Below are 18,199 nucleotides of genomic sequence, written 5' to 3'. Positions count from 1 at the left end.
AACCTGCTTTTTTTTATAATAAGGGCATGAAAAAAATCATTATTGCAATTTTATCATTCTTTTTATTTGCAGAAGCAGCATTCACTCAAAAAATAATCAATTTCGGCCATACACAGCATAGCGGAAGAAGTACGGCATCTTTCGGCGTATTCAGAAGCGACTACGACAATTTTACGGATTTTTTCTATTGGAATAGCGTTTCCCTTGAAAAAGATTTATATCCGGTCATTTACGGCGGAAGTGACGAAAATTACTGGAATGTCGGGGCAAGCGCAAAGTACGGAAGTCTAAAGGCAGCCCTTATTTTTTACGAGCAGATTTCAGCATACAAAGACTGGCCTTCAAACATGACTGATTTAGGCTTGGCTTTTAATATAGCATTCAATGAAAAACTCACATTTCAGGGACGCTACTATGATTTCTGCTACTCTGGCGGAAAGGGAACTGCAATGCCAGGAGGAACGATTGCCTACCTTTTTGGTGACAATGACTTTAAACACCGTCTTGCGGCTTCACTCGATTGGTGTTTTTGGTTTCTAGGTCCATGGGATGCAGATGTTATGTTCGCCCGCACTTCTTTTAAATACGATTACAGCAAGGATGCGTCTAACGGATTCGGACTCGGCTATCTTTTTGCGCCTCCTATGGAAGGTACGGGAAATCAAACAGATGTGAGCAAAATTGCGACAAGTCACACATTCTCAATTTGGGCAGGAATTACAAAAGATATCGAAGAATTTTCAGTTGGAATTCGACCAGATGCTTATATAACGCTCAATGCGGTCAATCCCACAGATTTACCAGTAAACAAAGAAGGAAAAACAGAAGATTACAATCCATTCGCCCGCAGCGGAAACACCGAATTTCACATCCGGCTCCCCGCCAGCATTAGCTACCATTTGACAGACAAAGTAGAAATAGTAGCTTCGGTCTTCTTCGGCTTGTATTATGCGAATTTTGACCACAAGGGCTACCCTGGTGTCGGAGGCAACAACAACAGAGGCTGGGTCAATGAAAAAGGAATTGGTTTGGGTCTGAATTTTGAAATCAGTCCGAGATGTTCTCTTCAAATCGGAAGCAATTTTGTAAGAATTCCTGAACTCACAGGAGAAGAGACAAGTGATGACGCATTTGAGAATCACTTGTACACTGCAGAAAATCTTTCAGCAGCAAACATTGCAAAATCTCCTCTCTCAATCTCAGGAAAATTCTCCTTCTAAATCAGAGCTTCCAGTTTTTCGCGGATAAATTCGCTTTTTTCCTTTAAGCCGATTTTTCCTGCCTCAAAGCGGATTACATTCGGCTTTGCAGGGTCTAAGCGGACTTTACCCGCGCTTTCTTTTATCAGCTTGAGAACCCGGTCAATCTTGATGTCGCTGACCTTGCCGAATTCAATCGTAATAATGCCCTGCTTTTCTTTAAGCGAAGAAATAAAGAGTTTCTTTGCAATTACACGCACTTCCGCAAGGCTTAAAAGGCTGTAGACTTCGTCCGGAATAGGGCCGAAACGGTCTTCAAGCTCCAGATACATTCCCTCAAGCTCGTCTTTGCTCTGAACACCGGCGATTTTCTTGTAAACTTCCATTTTGGTCTGCAAGTTGGGGATGTAGGAATCGGGGATAAAGCCGGAATATTCAAGCTCCATAAGGACTTCGTTCGCCGCCTCGTAGTTCTCGCTGTTCATGAGCCGCTCCACGGCTTCGTTCAAGAGCTTAACATACAAATCAAAGCCCACGGAATAAACCTCGCCCGACTGGTCTTTTCCAAGAAGATTTCCCGCCCCACGAATTTCCATATCCTTCATGGCGATTTTAAAACCGCTTCCAAGCTCGGTAAAGTCAGATATAACCTGCAAGCGCTTCATTGCGACTTCAGAAAGCACTTTATTCTCAGGATACAAGAGATAGGCATAGGCCTTTCTGTCACTGCGCCCCACCCGGCCGCGGAGCTGGTAAAGCTGGCTCACACCGTACATGTCTGCCCGGTCGATGATAATCGTGTTCACATTGGGAATGTCGATTCCGTTTTCGATAATGGTAGTTGCGATGAGAATATGGAAACCGCCCATCTTAAAGCGGCGGAAAATGTCGTCCAGTTCTTCCGCGCTCATCTGACCGTGAGCAACGTCAATCATCATCTCAGGGACAATCTGCTGCAACTTGCGGCGGACTTCATCAAGACTTTCAACCCGGTTGTGAAGATAGAAAACCTGACCGCCCCGCTCCACTTCCTGCCTTATTGCCTTAGCCACCCGCTCTTCTGTATAAGCGTCAACGATTGTTTCAATCGGCTTTCTTGTCTGGGGCGGCGTTGTAAGCAAAGACATATCCCGGATTTTCAAAAGGCTCATGTGAAGGGTCCGCGGGATCGGTGTCGCGCTCATGGCAAGACTGTCTATGTTTGCCTTCATGGTCTTGAGTTTTTCCTTGTCCTTGACTCCGAAACGCTGCTCCTCGTCAATAATCATGAGTCCCAAATCCTTGAAAACAACATCTTTCTGAATGATTCGGTGGGTTCCCACGAGGATGTCGATTTCACCGGCCGCCACTTTCGCGATAATCTTTTTCTGCTCGGAAGGGCTTACGAATCGGGAAAGCTGGGCAATGGTGACAGGAAAGTTTGCAAAGCGCTCCACGCAAGTTTCATAGTGCTGCTCGGCGAGAATCGTAGTGGGAGCAAGGAAAGCCACCTGCTTTCCCCCCATAACGGCCTTAAAGGCTGCCCGCATGGCAATCTCGGTCTTTCCGTAGCCGACGTCCCCGCAGACAAGCCTGTCCATAGGAACCGGCTTTTCCATGTCCGCCTTGATTTCCTTTGAGACAGTGAACTGGTCGGGCGTGTCCTCGTAAGGGAAAGCGGCCTCAAAGGCAGTCTGCCACTCGCCGTCTTTTGGGAACGGGAAGCCCCGGCTGGCCTTTCTTCGGCTGTAAAGGGCAATGAGTTTTTCTGCAAGGTCTTCAACGGCTTTTTTCGCCTTGTTCTTGCGGTTTTCCCAGGATTTTGATCCGATTCGGTCAAGGCGGGGATTATCCCCCTCGTTTCCGATGTACCGCTGAACAAGATTTACCTGCTCAATGGGAACGAAAGCGAATTCCTCGTCAGCATATTCCAGCTTGATGTAATCCCGCTCGTTTCCCATGGCCTTTACCCGCTGGATTCCTCGGAAAATACCGATGCCGTAGTTCACATGAACGACAAAATCTCCCTCGTTAAGCTCCACGAAGGTGTCGATGGCCTGAGACTTCGCGCTTTTGATTGACTTTGGGACATGCTTACGCCGTCCAAAAATCTCGTTTTCCTGAATGACAAGAGTTTTTGTCTGGGAAATACCGAAACCTGCGGTAATCGCCTTTGGGAAAACCGTGAGAGGAAAATAAGGAATTCCTTTTTTGGCGTTCTTGTTAAGCCGGTCTAAATATTCCCCCTCCGCAGGCTTGTCGATGAAATTTTTAAGGATTTCCTTGATACGAAGAGACTGATTTTCGTTGTCAGCAAAAACAAAAATTTTCCAGCCCTCGCTCTGGGCATCCTCAAGCTGCTCTTTTAAGTAATTGATATTTCCGAAAAAACTCCTGGGCGGCTCACATTCAATCTTAAAGAAATTCACATCATCGTGGGCGTTCTCTTCTTCTTCTGTCTCGGTATGCAGGCTTCTGAAGGAAATGCGTTTTTCTGCGATTTTTGAGACAAAATCAAAGGGAAGAAGCATCTCACTGGGCGGAAGAACGGGCATCTTCTGGCGGGCAAGCCTGTACATTCCGGCATATTCACGCTCAAAATTCTCCTGCATGTTGTTGAGTCGGTCGTAATCAAAGAAGAAAACCGTAGTGTCGGAAGAAAAATAATCAAAAAGGGTGTATTTTTTTTCCCAGAGAGCACCGTAAAAAAGTTCCTCCCCCTCACTTTCTTTTGCGTGGCGCAATTCTTCCAGCAGCTTGTTTTTTGCCTTTTCCGCTTCCTCCGTAAGAGAAAGAAGGATTGTGTTATCCCCATCATCTGTGCTATCTGCTTCTAAATTCTTTCCGAATTTTTCAAAGAGATTTTCAAGCCGGCCCACAAGCTCATCGTTCCAGATTACTTCCTTCATGGGGTAAATCAAAAGTGAATCAAGGACAGAAAGCGTGGACTGACTTTCGGCATTGAAGGACTTTATAGAAGCGACTTCATCAAAATCAAAAAGAATTCGGCTGGGATTTTCTTCTCCGGGAGTAAAAACATCGAGAACCTCGCCGCGAAGGGTAAATTCCCCCGGCACTCCGACCTTGGGGACCCGGATATAGCCCAAAGAAGCCAGTTTTTCTGCCAAATCGGCAGGATCAATCTGACTTCCCTTGCTCAGAGAAAAAACAAGGGAGCGGATATACTCTGGAGACGGAAGCGGCGTCTGAAGCGAGCGCTGGATCACGATGAAAATGCGGGGCTTTGTGCTTGCAGAAAGAGAGCGTGCCTGATAAGCCAGGCGGGAAAGGACTCCCGACCGCTGGCCAAAAATCGCGCTACCCACCGCACTCGGACGATAAGGAACCAGCCCCCACCATGGAAGAAGATAAATCTCTACGGAATCAGAAAATGCAGTCTCAAAATCCTGCCTCAAATCCAAAGCTTCCTTGTCCGTCGGAACAACCATGACAAAATCAAGTGAAGAAGATGAAAGCCCGGTCGTCCCCGCCTTCTGCTGGTTCTGGGCATAGCGGCCAGTGGCATTATACTGGAGCGAAGAAAGAATACGAGAGCGCACGGCCTCAATGTAATGAGCCGCAAGGAAACTTGAAGAAGTGAGAGAAACTCCTTCGATTTCGGCCGGGAAATAATCCCCGGAAGCAAGACTTTTAACATCTGAAAGAAAATCCTGCCAGCCATTAGTGACAGAAAGTAAATAATTTGATAATAATGATTTCATCAAAACATTCCGATAATATATGTGAATATCTCTAAAATGAGGAGAAGCAGTTGAAACGCATTCTTTTACCAATTATAACAATTTTCTCACTTCTTGTGAACTTCGCTTATTCAGAAACAGCGGCGGATTATTCGCAGGCATCGGTTTCAATAAAATTCTATGACCGAACCATGTATTATCCGGGAAGCAAAGACGACAACCCGATTTATGTAGATGTGGCAATCACGAACAAGGGAACGGAAACACTCCGCTTTAAGCTTGCCGATGACCGCATGTTCTCCCTTGATTTCTACGCTTATACAATTAAAAACACCACTCTTCCCCACACGAAAGATTTGGTTATCAAACGCTCTACGAATCAGACAGTCTATTTTCGGGAGCTTGCTATTGAACCTGGTGAAACTTATTCTTTTGTTGAGAATGTAAAAGACTACATTCAGATTGACGAGCCATCTATCTATTATCTCGAAATGCGCTTCTATCCAGAATTGTACAAATCACGAATGATTGAGATTGCATCAAACCGTCTCAGCCTCGACATCAGACCCGCACCATCCGCATCATCTTCAAGCATTCTCCCTGTCGAGAACAAAACGACCTCTCTCCTAAAGCCAGAAGCAATTTCTCCTGACAAAGTCGTTGAACAGACAATCACTGCGCGGCAGAAATCACTTTGGGATCAGTACTTCCTCTATATGGATATTGAACAAATGATGGTAAGAAACAGCGAAGTCAACCGCAAATATAAGAATGCAAGCGCAGACGAGCGAAACCGAATGTTACAGATATACAAGGCTGATCTCATGCAAAATCGCATTGACTATGACATCGTAAGCATTCCAGAACGATTCCATATTGAAAACACATCATATTCTCAGACAGAGGGCACAGTTTCAGTCCTGGAATGGTTCAGATATCCTAATTTCAGCGAGAAAAAACGATACATATACAAAGTCCGTCAGCGAGACGGAATCTGGCAGATTTACGACTATTCTGTCACAAATCTCGGTACTGAGTAATAAAAAAAGGGGCAAAACAAATGAAGGCATTGCTCGTTGCCGATGATGAAAAGGCAATCAACAATATTTCGGAAGTTCTCAAATCAGCAGGCTATGACACGATTGTCTATAAGTGGCTTTTAAAAGCTTTGGATAACATCGAAGAAATCGCGCCCCATCTCATCGTTGTAAGCACAGCAGATTACCCTCGTCATTGGAAAACCCTAGCACAATATGCTTCTAGCGGTTTCGGCGATTACCTGCCCCAAGTCATTCTTTATACCGACGAAAATTTCAACGAAGAGGAACAAAAGAAAGCACAAGCCCTTCATGTACGGGGAACTTTTGATTCAGTCGAAGTAGAAGGCTTGGACACACTTCGAGAAATTCTTGCAAAAACCGATGACATTTTCTCAGGATACCTTACAGAAGAAGAGCAAAAAGAAATTTCTGTAGACGATCTGGTTCCCAATGCGGAAAAGTTTGTCGATGCAAAAATTGAAGAATCAAATGAGAGTGTAGAAAAAGAAGACAGTTTCGATGAACTCGTGACAAAATTCGAGGAAACAAATGAAAAAACTGAAGATTTTACAATAAATGAACAAACTTTCGATGAAATTGAAGAAGCGCAGATGGAAGCCGAAGGCGATGCAAAAGCGGCTGAGCGTCTCGAAGAAATAAGCGCAGATGAAAAAGCCGCTGACCGTCTTGAGGAAATAAGCGGTGATGAAGAAGCCGCTGATAAACTGGAAAGAATTGCAGGAAACGAAGAAATTCCAACAGTATCGGATATTATAAACGATACTTATGACGAGTCAGAATCCACTACTCTCCCCGGTGAAGACGAACTAAAAAGACTCCTTGCAGAAAATAATTTTGCAGAGAAAAGTGAAGAAGTCTTTGAAGAATCTGAAAGTAATGATATAATTGAAAAAGTTGAGGAGAATTCACCAATGGCTGACGAACAGAATATTGAAGAAAAATTGGCTGCAATCATGAACGCAAACAGAGCCGATCAAAAAGAAAAAGCAGAAGCTCTCAAACTTGACACAGGTACAAGTTCAGTATCATTTGTATTCACTAATCCTATCACTCTTGCTATGGTTTCAGGTGTCGCACGCAATTACAATGGGCTTGTTCTTGAATTCACACCAGATATTCCGTCATTCATTCTTAACCTTTCTCCAGGTACAAAAATTGGCATAGCTTCAATGAAAATCGATGACAAGATTGAGAATGTTTTTGCAGAAGTTATGTCAAATGATGCGAAAAAACTTGCCCTCGCGATAAAAAAATAATGAAAAAACAAACTGCGAAATTCTTCTGCGAAAATTGCGGTGCAGAAGTTCCCCAAAACGCGCGGGTCTGTAAGCACTGCGGAAAATTCTTTTCTTCAGTGCGCTGCCCTGTCTGTGGCACAACTGGACTGCCGAGTAAGTTCAGCAATGGATGTCCAACTTGTGGCTATGCAGTTGGCAATGGAAATACAGTTCTTCCTCCCAGTCAAAAAGAATCGAAAGCATCGCGCAAATCAAAGAAAGCGCTTTTAAATGCCATAGACTCGCGGAATCCCCGTGGCTCAAGGCGCAAAAACGCGGACGGCACCCTTCCAATCTGGTCATTCTTTCTTATTCTCGCGATTTTGGCAGGATTTGTCTTTTGCGCAATGAAATATATCGGAAATACTTAAAAACAGCTCTTCTGCAAATTGACACAGAAAGAGCTTTACTATAGAATAGAATAACATTTTCGCCCGGGTGGCGGAATTGGCAGACGCGCTAGGTTCAGGTCCTAGTGAGGGCAACTTCATAGGGGTTCAAGTCCCCTTCCGGGCAGACGCTTCCATTTCGGGAGCGTTTTTTTTATTTTCCGCCCACTTTATTTTCTCTTCACATAAAAAAAGACTCCGGTCAATTCCGAAGTCTTTGTGTTTTAGTAAATCGTAAGCCTAGAGAGCTGCGCTTCCCGTGTTCATGTTTGTGAGGAAAGCCTCGTTATTGCGGCTCTTCTTCATCTGCTCAAGGATAAGCTCGGTGATTTCGGCATCTTCCATAGGGTTGATGACCTTGCGCAAAACCCAGAGTTTCTGCAAGGTAGCCTCGTCAAGAAGAAGCTCTTCCTTTCGTGTGCCAGATTTTTTGATGTTGATGGCCGGGAAAAGACGACGCTCAGCCAGTCGGCGGTCAAGGTCGATTTCTGAGTTACCGGTACCTTTGAATTCCTCAAAGATAACCTCGTCCATGCGGCTTCCTGTATCGATAAGGGCCGTAGAAATAATTGTGAGAGAGCCGCCTTCCTCGATGTTTCGCGCAGCACCGAAGAATCTTTTTGGCTTGTGAAGGGCGTTTGAGTCAACACCGCCGGAAAGGACTTTGCCGCTGGTCGGAACGGTGACATTGTAGGCTCGTGCAAGACGGGTGATTGAGTCAAGGAGAATGACGACATCACGCTTGTGCTCAACCAGGCGTTTTGCCTTTTCAAGAACCATTTCCGCAACCTGAACATGGCGGGTAGCCTGCTCGTCAAATGTAGATGAAATGACTTCGCCTTTGATTGCCCTCTCCATGTCGGTGACTTCCTCAGGGCGTTCGTCTATGAGAAGAACAATGAGGTAGACTTCAGGATTGTTGGTAGTGATTGCGTTTGCCACTTTCTGCAAAATCGTTGTTTTACCGGCCTTTGGAGGCGCGACGATAAGAAGACGCTGGCCTTTGCCAATCGGGGCAAACAAGTCGATTATGCGGGTGCTGTATTCGGTGGAAGTTGTCTCAAGGGTGAGTTTTTCTTTCGGATAAAGAGGAGTAAGATTCTCGAAAGGAACGCGGGTCTGGGCAACGCGCGGCTCGTCAAAGTTGACAGTCATGATACGGAGCAAAGCGAAGAATCTCTCGCCTTCTTTTGGAGAGCGTGTCTGACCGTAAATGGTATCGCCGGTTTTAAGGTTGAAGAGACGGATTTGGCTTGGGGAGATGTAAATGTCATCAGGACCTGGCAAATAGCTGTTCTGAGGACTTCTCAAAAATCCGTAGCCGTCAGGCAAAATCTCCAGGGAGCCGGAAGCGAAAATCAAGCCGCCCCGCTCTGTGTGTGATTTTAAGATAACGAAGATAAGGTCCTGCTTTTTCATTGCGGGAAGTTCTTCTTCAGGATAGCCGTATTCGATTGCAAGATTACGAAGCTCAGGCATGCTCATTTTGGTGAGGTCATTGATTAAAAGCTTTGGTTTAGCCTCAAATTCCTCCGGATTTTCGATAATCTGAGCCTGTGCCGTAGCCTCGTCCCTGGCAGCGTTTCTGGCTGCGATTCGCTCACGATAGCTCTGGCGGCGGTCGAAGCGACCACGGCCATTATTGTTATAATTATTTTCGCGGGGATTGCTATAATTTCGATAGTTACTTCGATAAGAACGAGCCTGATAGCCCTGCTCACCAGACTGATTATCTCCAGAGTCAGATTCCGGCCCCCCTTCAACAACATTTTGTTCGTTACTGTCAAATGAAGCTGGTTCAGAAGCAATATTTGCAGATTCATAACTTTCTGGCTGTTTTTCAGCAGTTTCTGCTTCTTCAGATGTATTTTCGCTCTTTACAACAATGCGCCGTCTTCTAACGACTTTTGCGTTTTTTTCTTCTGCAACTGTACTGTCAGTATTTTCGTTTTCGGGAAGACTTGGATTTGCAGTCTGCAAATCAAGCTCAGGTTGATTTTCCGCAGCTTTTTCTTCATTTGCTGCAGAACGGCGTCTTGAAATCAATGCCATTTGAATGTCTCCATGAGATTAAAATATGTATAAAAAAAATGACAAAAAATCATGAAAATCGACTTATATAAAATTACTTAAAAAGGATTTTAATAAAAAGATATTCGTAAATAAAAAGTGTATACATTAAATCATGGCAGATAAAAAAAGTCAATACAATTTTTAACGCGGATCATCAGACTTTATTACAAGAGCATCTTTATATTCTTTTGAGGCAACAGAGAACAAGCTGACATCAGGCTCTTTCTCAAGCATGGAAACTTCGCCTTCAAATTCCACATCCTCGGCAATACGAATCCGTGCTGTTTTTACATCACCACGAACAAGACTTCCAGAACACATTTCAACTCGCTCACTTGCATCAATGTCGCCAGTGACAGTACCGGAAATCACAATTGAATTGGCAGTCATTTTTTTGACATCACAGACAGCACCTTTTTCGACTTCCAAATCACCAGTAGCACGAATTTCACCTTTAAATTTACCAGTGATAACAAGATTATCTGTAAACTCCAATACACCGTCAAATTCTGTTTCTTGTCCAAAGACGGTAAGGTTCTTTTTTTGCTTATCTTCTGCCATATTTCTTTATTCTACAAAATCGAGCAGATAAAATCAACAATAAAATAAGAATTGCGAGGCAAAGAACCACAAAGGGCCAGTCCCCTATCACGGTGTAAGGCGTAAAAGAAAGTTTTGGAACCTCTACAGTCGCACACAAGTAAGAATCAGTTTCACTTTCAATTTCCGATAAAATCTTTCCGTCACCACCGATAATGCAGGTTATACCATCAACAGTCGAACGGAGCATTGGGGAGGCGTTTTCTGCACACCTGAAGACTGCCATAGAAAGGTGCATTTTTCTTGCGGCCACACTTCCAGACCAGGCATCATCACAAATACTCACAAAAAAGTCGCAATCGTTTTTTTTCATTTTTCGTATTAATGATGGAAAAGAATCCTCAAAACAAATCGGACTGGAAAAATGAAGGAGAGCGTCACCCTTTCCAGACTTTAAGGCAAAACTTTCAAATTCTTTTCCCGGAGTAAAAAATTCACACTCCAGCGAATTTTTTATTCCGTCTAAAAACTTAAAATCAAGAAAGTTCGGCCAGAATTCTGTAAAAGGAACCAAATGAATTTTATTATAAACTCCTACGCTTTCAGAATCTCGCGAAAAATAAAGGGCAGAATTGTGAGTTCCGTCTTTGTCTCTATGATTGTTTCCTATAATAAAAGAAGTTTTTTTGTTCTTTATATAGTTGATTACATTGAAAGAAAGTTCATGGCGTTGTAAGTCAGAATTATGGCTATAATGATAAAGAATATCAGGTACAATTGCAGTTTCAGGCCAAACAACAAGATTTGTATAAGGAAATTTATCAAGAGCCGCATCAGTAAGACTTTCAAGAAGGCTAACATCATTCTCAAAGTCTGAAATCGTGCGGGAAGGAGCCGAAGACGCATTTTGAATCAAGGCAATTTGTATCGGATATGATTTTTTTTCAGGGAAAAAGGAAGAAAAAACAAAAAATAAAAAGCTGCCGGCCAACAAGGAAAAAGAAAAAGACAGGCTTCTGAGATTTCTGAGCAGATTTTTTTCAAAAAACACTTTTGCCACAATTGAATTAAAAAGCAAAATCACAAGGCTTACACCCATAATTCCAAAAAGAGATGAAAATTTTAGAAAAACAGGATTTTTCCACTGGCTGTAGCCGATTATTCCATAAGAAAAGGCAAAAATTCCATGAGTACGAAGAAATTCTACTGATAAGACAAGACAAGCCCTAAAAATCCAGAAAAATTCAATAAAACGCGGTGGAAATACTTTTTTAGCCCAAACAAGAAGAAAAAACAACAGCGAATCATAAAAGGCAAAGAGAAGACAGACAAAAAGAAGAGCTACTGCTCCAAAAGAAGAAAGCCACCAACAAAGGCAAAAATAGGAAAGTGCTCCGTAAGCTCCACCCCAGAAAAAAGAATGTCTCATAGGAATTCGATTCAGAAGCAAAAAAAGGGGAATATAAGCAAACCAGGCACAAAAAGAAAGACCGTCCTCAAAAAGGAAGGACGGCTGACTAAGCGCAAAAAGTGCTACAGAAAGAAAAAAGAACAGCAACGAAAGCGCTTTATTTTTCAACAGGAATCCCCAAAAGAGCTTTTTTAAGTTCCTGTCCAGCCCGAAAAGCCGCAACATAATGCGGATCTACAGAAAGAACCTCACCAGTTTTTGGATTTCTTGCTTTTTCCCGACCCTTTCTCAAACGAGGCTCAAGAGTTCCAAACCCACGGAGCTCTATCGTTGCACCATCTTTGAGAGCATTTTTGAATTCATCAATAATTCCCTCAAAAGCTTCTAATAATACTTTTTTTTCGATTTTTGTTGTCTCATGAACCTTATCAACAATATCACTCTTCGTAACCTTTTTAGTAGACATACATACTCCGTCTAAAAAAAATGCTATCTGAAGTATCTTATAAGATAAAATCAGATAGCTTTTAGATAGCTTACCGTAAATCAGAAGCTATGATTCTTAGTTTGCAGCAGCAAATGTTACATTATACAATTTCTGCATACGAGAAACTTTTCGAGCAACAGCATTGCGTTTAAGGACACCTTTGCTACGAGCTGAGTCAAGGCGAGAAGTCATAGTAACAAGCTTCTCCTGTGCAAGTTTAGCATCCTTTGCCTGAACAGCTTCGATAAACTGTTTTACATAAGTACGGCACTCGCTTTTGATAGCTTTGTTGTGCAAGCGTCGAACTTCGCTCTGTCGGAATCTTTTCTGTGCAGATGTCTGGTTTCTTGCCATAAGGTAAAATCCCCCAAAATAATTTACAATCTAAAGTTATAAAAAAACCTTGCAAACGATTTTTGTTGCAAGGTGTAAGTTCATCTCCTAGCAGAATTGAACTGCTGTTGTCGGGATGAAAACCCGATGTCCTAACCACTAGACGAAGGAGACATCATTGCAACTCTTGTCGAGCTGACTTAGATACTATATCAGAATGAAAAAAGTTCGTCAACAAGAAAAAGAGTTTTTTTGAAAAAAAATCATTCTTCATCATCTTTTATACCGTATTCTTCAAGCTTGCGGTGCAGGGTTTTGCGACCGATACCTAGAATATCCGCAGTCTTGCTTTTGTTTCCTTTGTTGGCGGCAAGATTTTCCTGAATGATGATTTTTTCAGCCTCGTCCAAGCTGATTCCCAAAGGAAGGGAAATGCTTTCGACGGAAGAAGCCCTGCTCACGGAAGGCGGCAAATCTTCAAGGGTGATTTCTTCTCCGCTTGCCATAACGACCGAGCTTTCTACACAGTGCTGAAGCTCACGGATATTTCCCGGCCAGTCGTATTTGTAGAGAGCCGACCGGGACTGATTGTCAAAGCCCGTGATGTGCTTGTTATTCTCTTTGTTGTATCGCTCAAGGAAGGAATTTAAAAGAAGGGGCAAATCGTCCTTTCTCTCCCGCAGAGGCGGCACTTCTATATGGATTCCGTTAAGGCGGAAATACAAGTCCTCGCGGAAACGGCCAGCCTTGACTTCTTCCTCAAGATTTTTGTTGGTGGCCGCAATGACGCGAACATCTACTTCGATGGGAGACTCCCCTCCTACCCGCTCGAATTTTCTCTCCTGCAAAACCCGCAAAAGTTTTACCTGAACGCTGGGATTGATTTCACCGATTTCATCAAGAAAAATCGTTCCGCCATGGGCAAGCTCGAATTTTCCCTTGTGCATGCTTTCCGCATTGGTAAAGGCACCTTTTTCATGGCCGAAAAGCTCGCTTTCAAGAAGGGTCTCGCTCAGAGAAGAACAAACAACAGGAATAAAGGCCTTATTGCTTCGGGAAGAAAGATTGTGAATGGCATTAGCGACGACTTCCTTACCAACTCCGGTTTCGCCGGTAATCAGCACGGAAATGCGGGCATCAGCCACTTTTTTTACAAGGGTCATCACCTTCTGCATGGCAGCGCTCTTTCCGATTACCATGTCAGCCTTTTTTTTGGAATCTACCTGCTTCAAGAGTTCGGCGTGCTGAATCGAAAGTTCACGGCCTTCAAGGGCTCTTTTTACGATGACTTCCAGCTGCTCCAAATTAAGGGGCTTGGTGAGAAAATCGTAAGCGCCGTCCTGCATGGCCTTAACCGCAGCATCAATTGAGCCGTGGCCGGTAAGCACAATCACCGGGATTCCTGGCATTTTAGTGGTGACCTCGCGCAAAACCTGCTCACCGGAGATTGAGCCGGGCATTCGCAAGTCAGTAATCACCAGGTCAATGTCGCCTTTGGAGATAAGCTCCAAGCCTTCCTTTCCGTTTGCGGCGATTTTGACATTGTAGCCGTCCATCTCAAAGTCGGCGGCAAGTCCTTCCCTGATATTTTTTTCGTCGTCTATGATAAGAATCGTGAATTTCATGCCTTTTCTCCCGAATCAGAGCAATTTTCCTTAAAAGTGAGTAATTTTTTCTCGATTTGAGGAATCGGAAGGGAAATAGTGAAAACAGTTCCATCCCCCAAATCAGAAGAAACCGTAATATCGCCGTTGAATTCCTTGATGATTTTGTAACTCATGGCCATTCCCAAACCAGTTCCGTTGGATTTCGTGGTGAAATAAGGCTCAAAAACTCTGGAAAGAGTCTCTTCGTTCATGCCGATTCCGTCATCTTTGAAAGTGAGGATATAACGGTCGCCCTCGATTCCGGTTTTTATGCTGATTTTTCCGTGAATCCGGCTCTCGTCATCGTCGAATTTCTTTTGAATGGCAGAAATTGAATTTTGCGAGAGGTTCACGATGACTTCGCGGAAAAGTTTTGCGTCCAAAAGCAGGCGGACATCGCAGGAACACAAGTCAGACTGCAAGTCGATGTGCTTTTCGGTGAATTCCGGCGTAAAGAATGAAATGAATTCGGAAAGAATTTTATTGGGATTGGCAAGCTCCAGTTTTGCAGAAATCGGACGGACTGCCATCAGAAAATCAACGACAATTTTATTGAGCCGCTCAATTTCCTGGGTAATCACATCAAGATAATCCTCGGCATATTTTGCGGGAGGAAGAAGACCGTCCCCGTCCCGCTTTTTTTTGATTGCCTTCTGCATGAGCTGAATATGAATGGAAATCGCGCCCAGAGGATTTTTTATTTCGTGGGCAACGCTGGCCGCCACATTTGTCAGTCCTGCCAGAGTTTCCATGCGGTGAAGGAGAATTTCCTGATTGCGCTTTTCGGTCACATCATCGATTCGAATGATTGAGCCGATGAGATTTTTGTTCTGATTCTGATTCTGGACAAGCGGCGTGACATACATGTCGATAAAACGGACAGAGCCGCTGGCCGTGGTGACAGTGAATTCATCTGAAATATTGGTTTTATCGTTCTCGAAAGCGTTTTTTAAGAAGCGGGAAATATCCTCGTCGTCAATCAAAGTCCAGACAGAGATTTTTTCGGATTTTGCGTCCTCAGGATTGCTGAAAAAAGGCAGAAATCTCTCCGCCGCCTTGTTGATTTTTAGAAGACAGAAATTTTCGTCAACAATGACAAGGCCTGTGGGAAGACTCTGAAAGATTGAGTCCAGCATATCAATCTGAGCATAGCCGTCTTCAACCAGAGACTGAATCTGGGAGGGAGAAAGTTTTTCGATTTTTTGTGAGACCCGGCGGGAAAAATCTGTCATAAAGAAGCCCCCGACTGAGCCCAAGCCCTTTTTACGCTGGATAAATCACGGGAAAGCCGCTCAATGGCAGCGCCAGGAGAAATGTTAAAGACAGTGACCGAGTTGTAACATTCCCGGCAAAAGCCCACGATTTTCGCGCAAATTTCGCTTCTGGCAGCAGAATTTGAGTCTCCACGGGCACATTCCAAAATCCCGGTGAGGAAAATTTTAAGCAAAAAGCGGGGCTCAAAGGAAGCGCACTCTTTTACGATTGCGTCCGACAAGGGAATCTGACCGGTCATCAGGTAATTGAAATATGAAGAGGCTGATTTTTTGATTTCAGCAGGCTTTACCGGCAAAAAAAGCTGCAAGTAATCATTGATAAGGAGATTTTCTTCCTCTCCCCTTGCATGGAAAACCCGCTGAACCACTTCTCTCTGCTGGGGAGCGCTTCTCTCGCTGAAATTATATGTTCTCACGCGGGAAAGAATGGTGGGCATAACGGCTCCCCGGTTTGCCGTAGTGAGAATAAACACCATGTCTTCAGGCGGCTCTTCAAGAATTTTCAGAAGGGCATTACGCACGCTCTCAAGCATTCTCTCCGCGTTTTCGATGATGAAGATTTTTTTACCAGAGACGCTTTTCATGTGAGCCCAAGAGGAAGCCCTGCGAATCTGATTTATGGGAAGAGAATCGTACATAAAAGACGCGCTCAATTTGTCACAGTTTTTTACGATATCATCGCAGATTTTTTCAAGTTTATCAGAATCTGGCAAATCTTTTTCGGGATTGAGTTTTTCCATCTGCTCGTCGATTGCGGCAAGAATGGGAGCGAGTTTTGAGAGTTTATCATCGCCCTCCCACAAGATTTGGGAAAAACGCAGGGTCAGTTTGCGGACAGAACGGATAAAAAGATAGCGTACCGCCGTCAAAAAGCTGGAATTATCGAAAGAAGCCTGCAAAAAAGCCCTCTTTGCCGCAAGAATCTCAAGGGAACAGTCCCTGGGGCCTGCCAAAAGCACATTAGTGTTTGAAAGCTCCTTGTTTTTTTTGCAGGAAGGACAGTCACAGAGCCAGTGCCCCCTCTGATTGTATTTATTCTGGCCTGAGCAGGAAAGAATTCGGGCAATCTCCAAAGCACAGGTGAGTTTTCCTGAAGAAGAAGGCCCGCTCAAGAGGATTGCTCCCGGAAGACGATTGTTGAGAATATCCTCACGCAAAAGAGAAGAAGCGTTTTGATAGAGAAGATTATCGAACATTAGGCCAGCATCCCCCTGATATATACGATTGGCTGCTCAAGATAAGGAAGAAGAATCTTTGCCACGGTGCTTGACGACAAAAGCGAGTCAAAATCGAACCAAATCTGCGCCTTCATCAAAATCAAAATACAAGAAACGATTAAAAGCCCTTCAAGAGCTCCGAAAGCCAAGCCCAAAACACGGTCAAGGCTCTTCATGATTTCGCCGGAGAAAATCGCGCCCACGATAATCTGAATGATTTTGACAATGAGAAAGGCCGTGATGAATATCAGAATAAAGGCAAGAACTATGTCCACGGCTGGAATCTTGATGATTTTTTCGATGTGGGGAGCCAGCATACCGCAGAAATAGAATCCCGCCACCACGCCTGCAATCACGGCGAGTTTTCCGAACAATTCCTTAATGAGACCGTGAATCATTGCGACGAAAGCAAAAGCTGCGATTATAATCAAAAAAACAATGTCGATGAAAGTAAAGGTCATTTTTCACCCCCCAGAGACTCTTCCCAGACGATTTCAGCGATTTTTTGAGCGGGGCGTTTTCCTTCTGAAAGGGATTTTGAGGCAAGGCTTGCATTCATGAGGAAAGCCGAATCGCTCATTTTTTCGAGAGCGGCTTTTAAATGCTCGGAATCGGCCTCACCGCCCAAAAGAAGGAGAGCCGCCCCCTTCTCCTCAAAGAATTTAGCATTATCGACTTGGTCTCCCCTGGTTCCGCTTCCGCAGAGAGGAATCAGGACCATGGGCTTACCGAGAACGGAGGCTTCCCAGATTGAGTTGGCACCCGCCCGGCTTAAGATTATGTCGGCAGAGGAAATGACATCGCTCATCTCCTTGTAAATGAAAGGATGGAGGAAATAGCCCTCGTGATTTTGCGGCATTGAGTCCGCGTCCCTTGCCCCGCACTGATGGACGACATTAAATCGCTGTGTAAGCCAGTCAAGGTTTTCGGAAACGAGCAGGTTAATCTGATGGGCGCCCAGACTTCCTCCCAGAACGAGAAGAATTGGCTTTTGGGGATTGTAATCAGACCTGCCCTCAAAGAGGAATTTTTTACCGTTTTCGGGATTCGTGGAGTAAAAGACCGGACGCACAGGATTTCCCGTAACGAGAGCTTTTTTTGCCTTTGCCTCACCGAGATATTTTTTGGTCTCTTCGTAGGAAAGAAGGATTTTTGTGGCGAATTTTGAATTCAGTCTTGTGGCAAGCCCAGGCGTAAAATCGCACTCATGGGTGAAAACCGGGATTTTTAAAAGAGAAGCCGCCATACAAGGGGGAACGCTGACAAATCCGCCCTTTGAGAAAAGCACGGCCGGCTTGATTTTAGCCAACACAAAAAATGACTTTACGAGACCTGCGAAAATCTTAAAAAGATCGGTGAAATTTTTAAGGGAGAAATTGCGGCGCAACTTTCCGCTGGGGATTCCGATAAAAGTGTCAATGGAGCCGGATTTTTCCACCAAATCCTTGTCCATGCCGCTGGAATTTCCCAGCCAGATGATTTTTATTTGTTTATTCTGCTTTGAGGCGAGAGAACGAAGCTCGTCAGCGACGGCAAGCCCCGGATAAATGTGACCGCCAGTTCCTCCGCCGGCAAAAACGAATGTATTTTCTGATTTTTTCATTTTATTCCC

General features: G+C 44.2%; 15 protein-coding genes and 2 tRNA genes. 5 read left to right on the top strand and 12 right to left on the bottom strand.

All coding sequences use genetic code 11. The features are described 5' to 3' along the window. Positions 1-26 precede the first annotated feature (26 nt). Positions 27-1,220 carry a hypothetical protein gene (locus tag B2089_RS06775; protein WP_296322348.1) on the top strand — a complete coding sequence of 398 codons (1,194 nt, stop codon included), beginning with the start codon at positions 27-29 and terminating at the stop codon, positions 1,218-1,220. Here the strand turns inward: B2089_RS06775 and mfd are convergent. Beyond that, positions 1,217-4,900 (bottom strand): transcription-repair coupling factor, encoded by a 3,684-nt coding sequence (mfd, locus tag B2089_RS06770; RefSeq protein WP_296322351.1) that lies wholly within the window; start codon positions 4,898-4,900, stop codon positions 1,217-1,219. The genes B2089_RS06775 and mfd overlap by 4 nt on opposite strands. Before the next feature lie 50 nt (positions 4,901-4,950). Here mfd and B2089_RS06765 point away from each other — a divergent pair, with 50 nt between their 5' ends. The 4 genes from B2089_RS06765 (at position 4,951) to B2089_RS06750 (ending at position 7,733) form a co-directional block, all read left to right on the top strand. Further along, positions 4,951-5,919, top strand: a complete 969-nt coding sequence (locus tag B2089_RS06765; protein ID WP_296322355.1) for a hypothetical protein — start codon at positions 4,951-4,953, stop codon at positions 5,917-5,919. Between the two features lie 20 nt (positions 5,920-5,939). Beyond that, positions 5,940-7,196, top strand: a complete 1,257-nt coding sequence (locus B2089_RS06760) for a hypothetical protein (protein WP_296322360.1) — start codon at positions 5,940-5,942, stop codon at positions 7,194-7,196. Further along, entirely contained in the window at positions 7,196-7,588 is a 393-nt protein-coding gene (locus B2089_RS06755) for a zinc ribbon domain-containing protein (protein ID WP_296322363.1), read from the top strand. The genes B2089_RS06760 and B2089_RS06755 overlap by 1 nt, the downstream gene beginning before the upstream one ends. A 61-nt stretch (positions 7,589-7,649) precedes the next feature. Beyond that, positions 7,650-7,733: transfer RNA gene (locus tag B2089_RS06750), tRNA-Leu, on the top strand. A gap of 113 nt (positions 7,734-7,846) precedes the next feature. On the opposite strand, the gene rho is transcribed toward B2089_RS06750, so the two are convergent. The 11 genes from rho to murG form a co-directional block, all read right to left on the bottom strand. Next, a complete protein-coding gene (rho, locus tag B2089_RS06745) occupies positions 7,847-9,658 on the bottom strand; it encodes a transcription termination factor Rho (RefSeq protein WP_296322366.1) in 1,812 nt (603 codons plus the stop codon). A 162-nt stretch (positions 9,659-9,820) separates the two neighbouring features. Continuing rightward, positions 9,821-10,240 (bottom strand): bactofilin family protein, encoded by a 420-nt coding sequence (locus B2089_RS06740; RefSeq protein WP_296322375.1) that lies wholly within the window; start codon positions 10,238-10,240, stop codon positions 9,821-9,823. Further along, positions 10,227-11,855 (bottom strand): apolipoprotein N-acyltransferase, encoded by a 1,629-nt coding sequence (lnt, locus tag B2089_RS06735; protein ID WP_296322378.1) that lies wholly within the window; start codon positions 11,853-11,855, stop codon positions 10,227-10,229. Before lnt ends, B2089_RS06740 begins: the two co-directional genes overlap by 14 nt. Further along, positions 11,788-12,096, bottom strand: coding sequence for an HU family DNA-binding protein (locus B2089_RS06730; protein ID WP_296322381.1), 309 nt, complete (start codon positions 12,094-12,096; stop codon positions 11,788-11,790). Before B2089_RS06730 ends, lnt begins: the two co-directional genes overlap by 68 nt. Before the next feature lie 96 nt (positions 12,097-12,192). Beyond that, positions 12,193-12,471: a 30S ribosomal protein S20 gene (gene rpsT / locus B2089_RS06725; protein ID WP_296322384.1), complete on the bottom strand. Its 279-nt coding sequence runs from the start codon at positions 12,469-12,471 to the stop codon at positions 12,193-12,195. Between the two features lie 81 nt (positions 12,472-12,552). Next, positions 12,553-12,624: transfer RNA gene (locus B2089_RS06720), tRNA-Glu, on the bottom strand. An 89-nt stretch (positions 12,625-12,713) separates the two neighbouring features. Beyond that, positions 12,714-14,075 (bottom strand): sigma-54-dependent transcriptional regulator, encoded by a 1,362-nt coding sequence (locus B2089_RS06715; protein WP_296322387.1) that lies wholly within the window; start codon positions 14,073-14,075, stop codon positions 12,714-12,716. Further along, positions 14,072-15,328 carry a two-component system sensor histidine kinase NtrB gene (locus B2089_RS06710; protein ID WP_296322392.1) on the bottom strand — a complete coding sequence of 419 codons (1,257 nt, stop codon included), beginning with the start codon at positions 15,326-15,328 and terminating at the stop codon, positions 14,072-14,074. Before B2089_RS06710 ends, B2089_RS06715 begins: the two co-directional genes overlap by 4 nt. Continuing rightward, the gene (locus tag B2089_RS06705; RefSeq protein WP_296322395.1) at positions 15,325-16,566 is read right to left on the bottom strand and encodes a DNA polymerase III; all 1,242 of its coding nucleotides are present in this window, start codon (positions 16,564-16,566) and stop codon (positions 15,325-15,327) included. Before B2089_RS06705 ends, B2089_RS06710 begins: the two co-directional genes overlap by 4 nt. After that, entirely contained in the window at positions 16,566-17,048 is a 483-nt protein-coding gene (locus B2089_RS06700) for a CvpA family protein (RefSeq protein WP_296322399.1), read from the bottom strand. The genes B2089_RS06705 and B2089_RS06700 overlap by 1 nt, the downstream gene beginning before the upstream one ends. Further along, positions 17,045-18,190, bottom strand: coding sequence for an undecaprenyldiphospho-muramoylpentapeptide beta-N-acetylglucosaminyltransferase (gene murG, locus B2089_RS06695; protein ID WP_296322402.1), 1,146 nt, complete (start codon positions 18,188-18,190; stop codon positions 17,045-17,047). The genes B2089_RS06700 and murG overlap by 4 nt, the downstream gene beginning before the upstream one ends. Between the last annotated feature and the right edge of the window lie 9 nt (positions 18,191-18,199).

Origin of the sequence: Treponema sp. UBA3813 (assembly GCA_002368605.1) — a bacterium.
Taxonomy (GTDB): Bacteria; Spirochaetota; Spirochaetia; order Treponematales; family Treponemataceae; genus Treponema_D.
The sequence above is the reverse complement of the archived record's forward strand: the minus strand, read 5'-3'. Positions and strand labels throughout refer to the sequence as shown.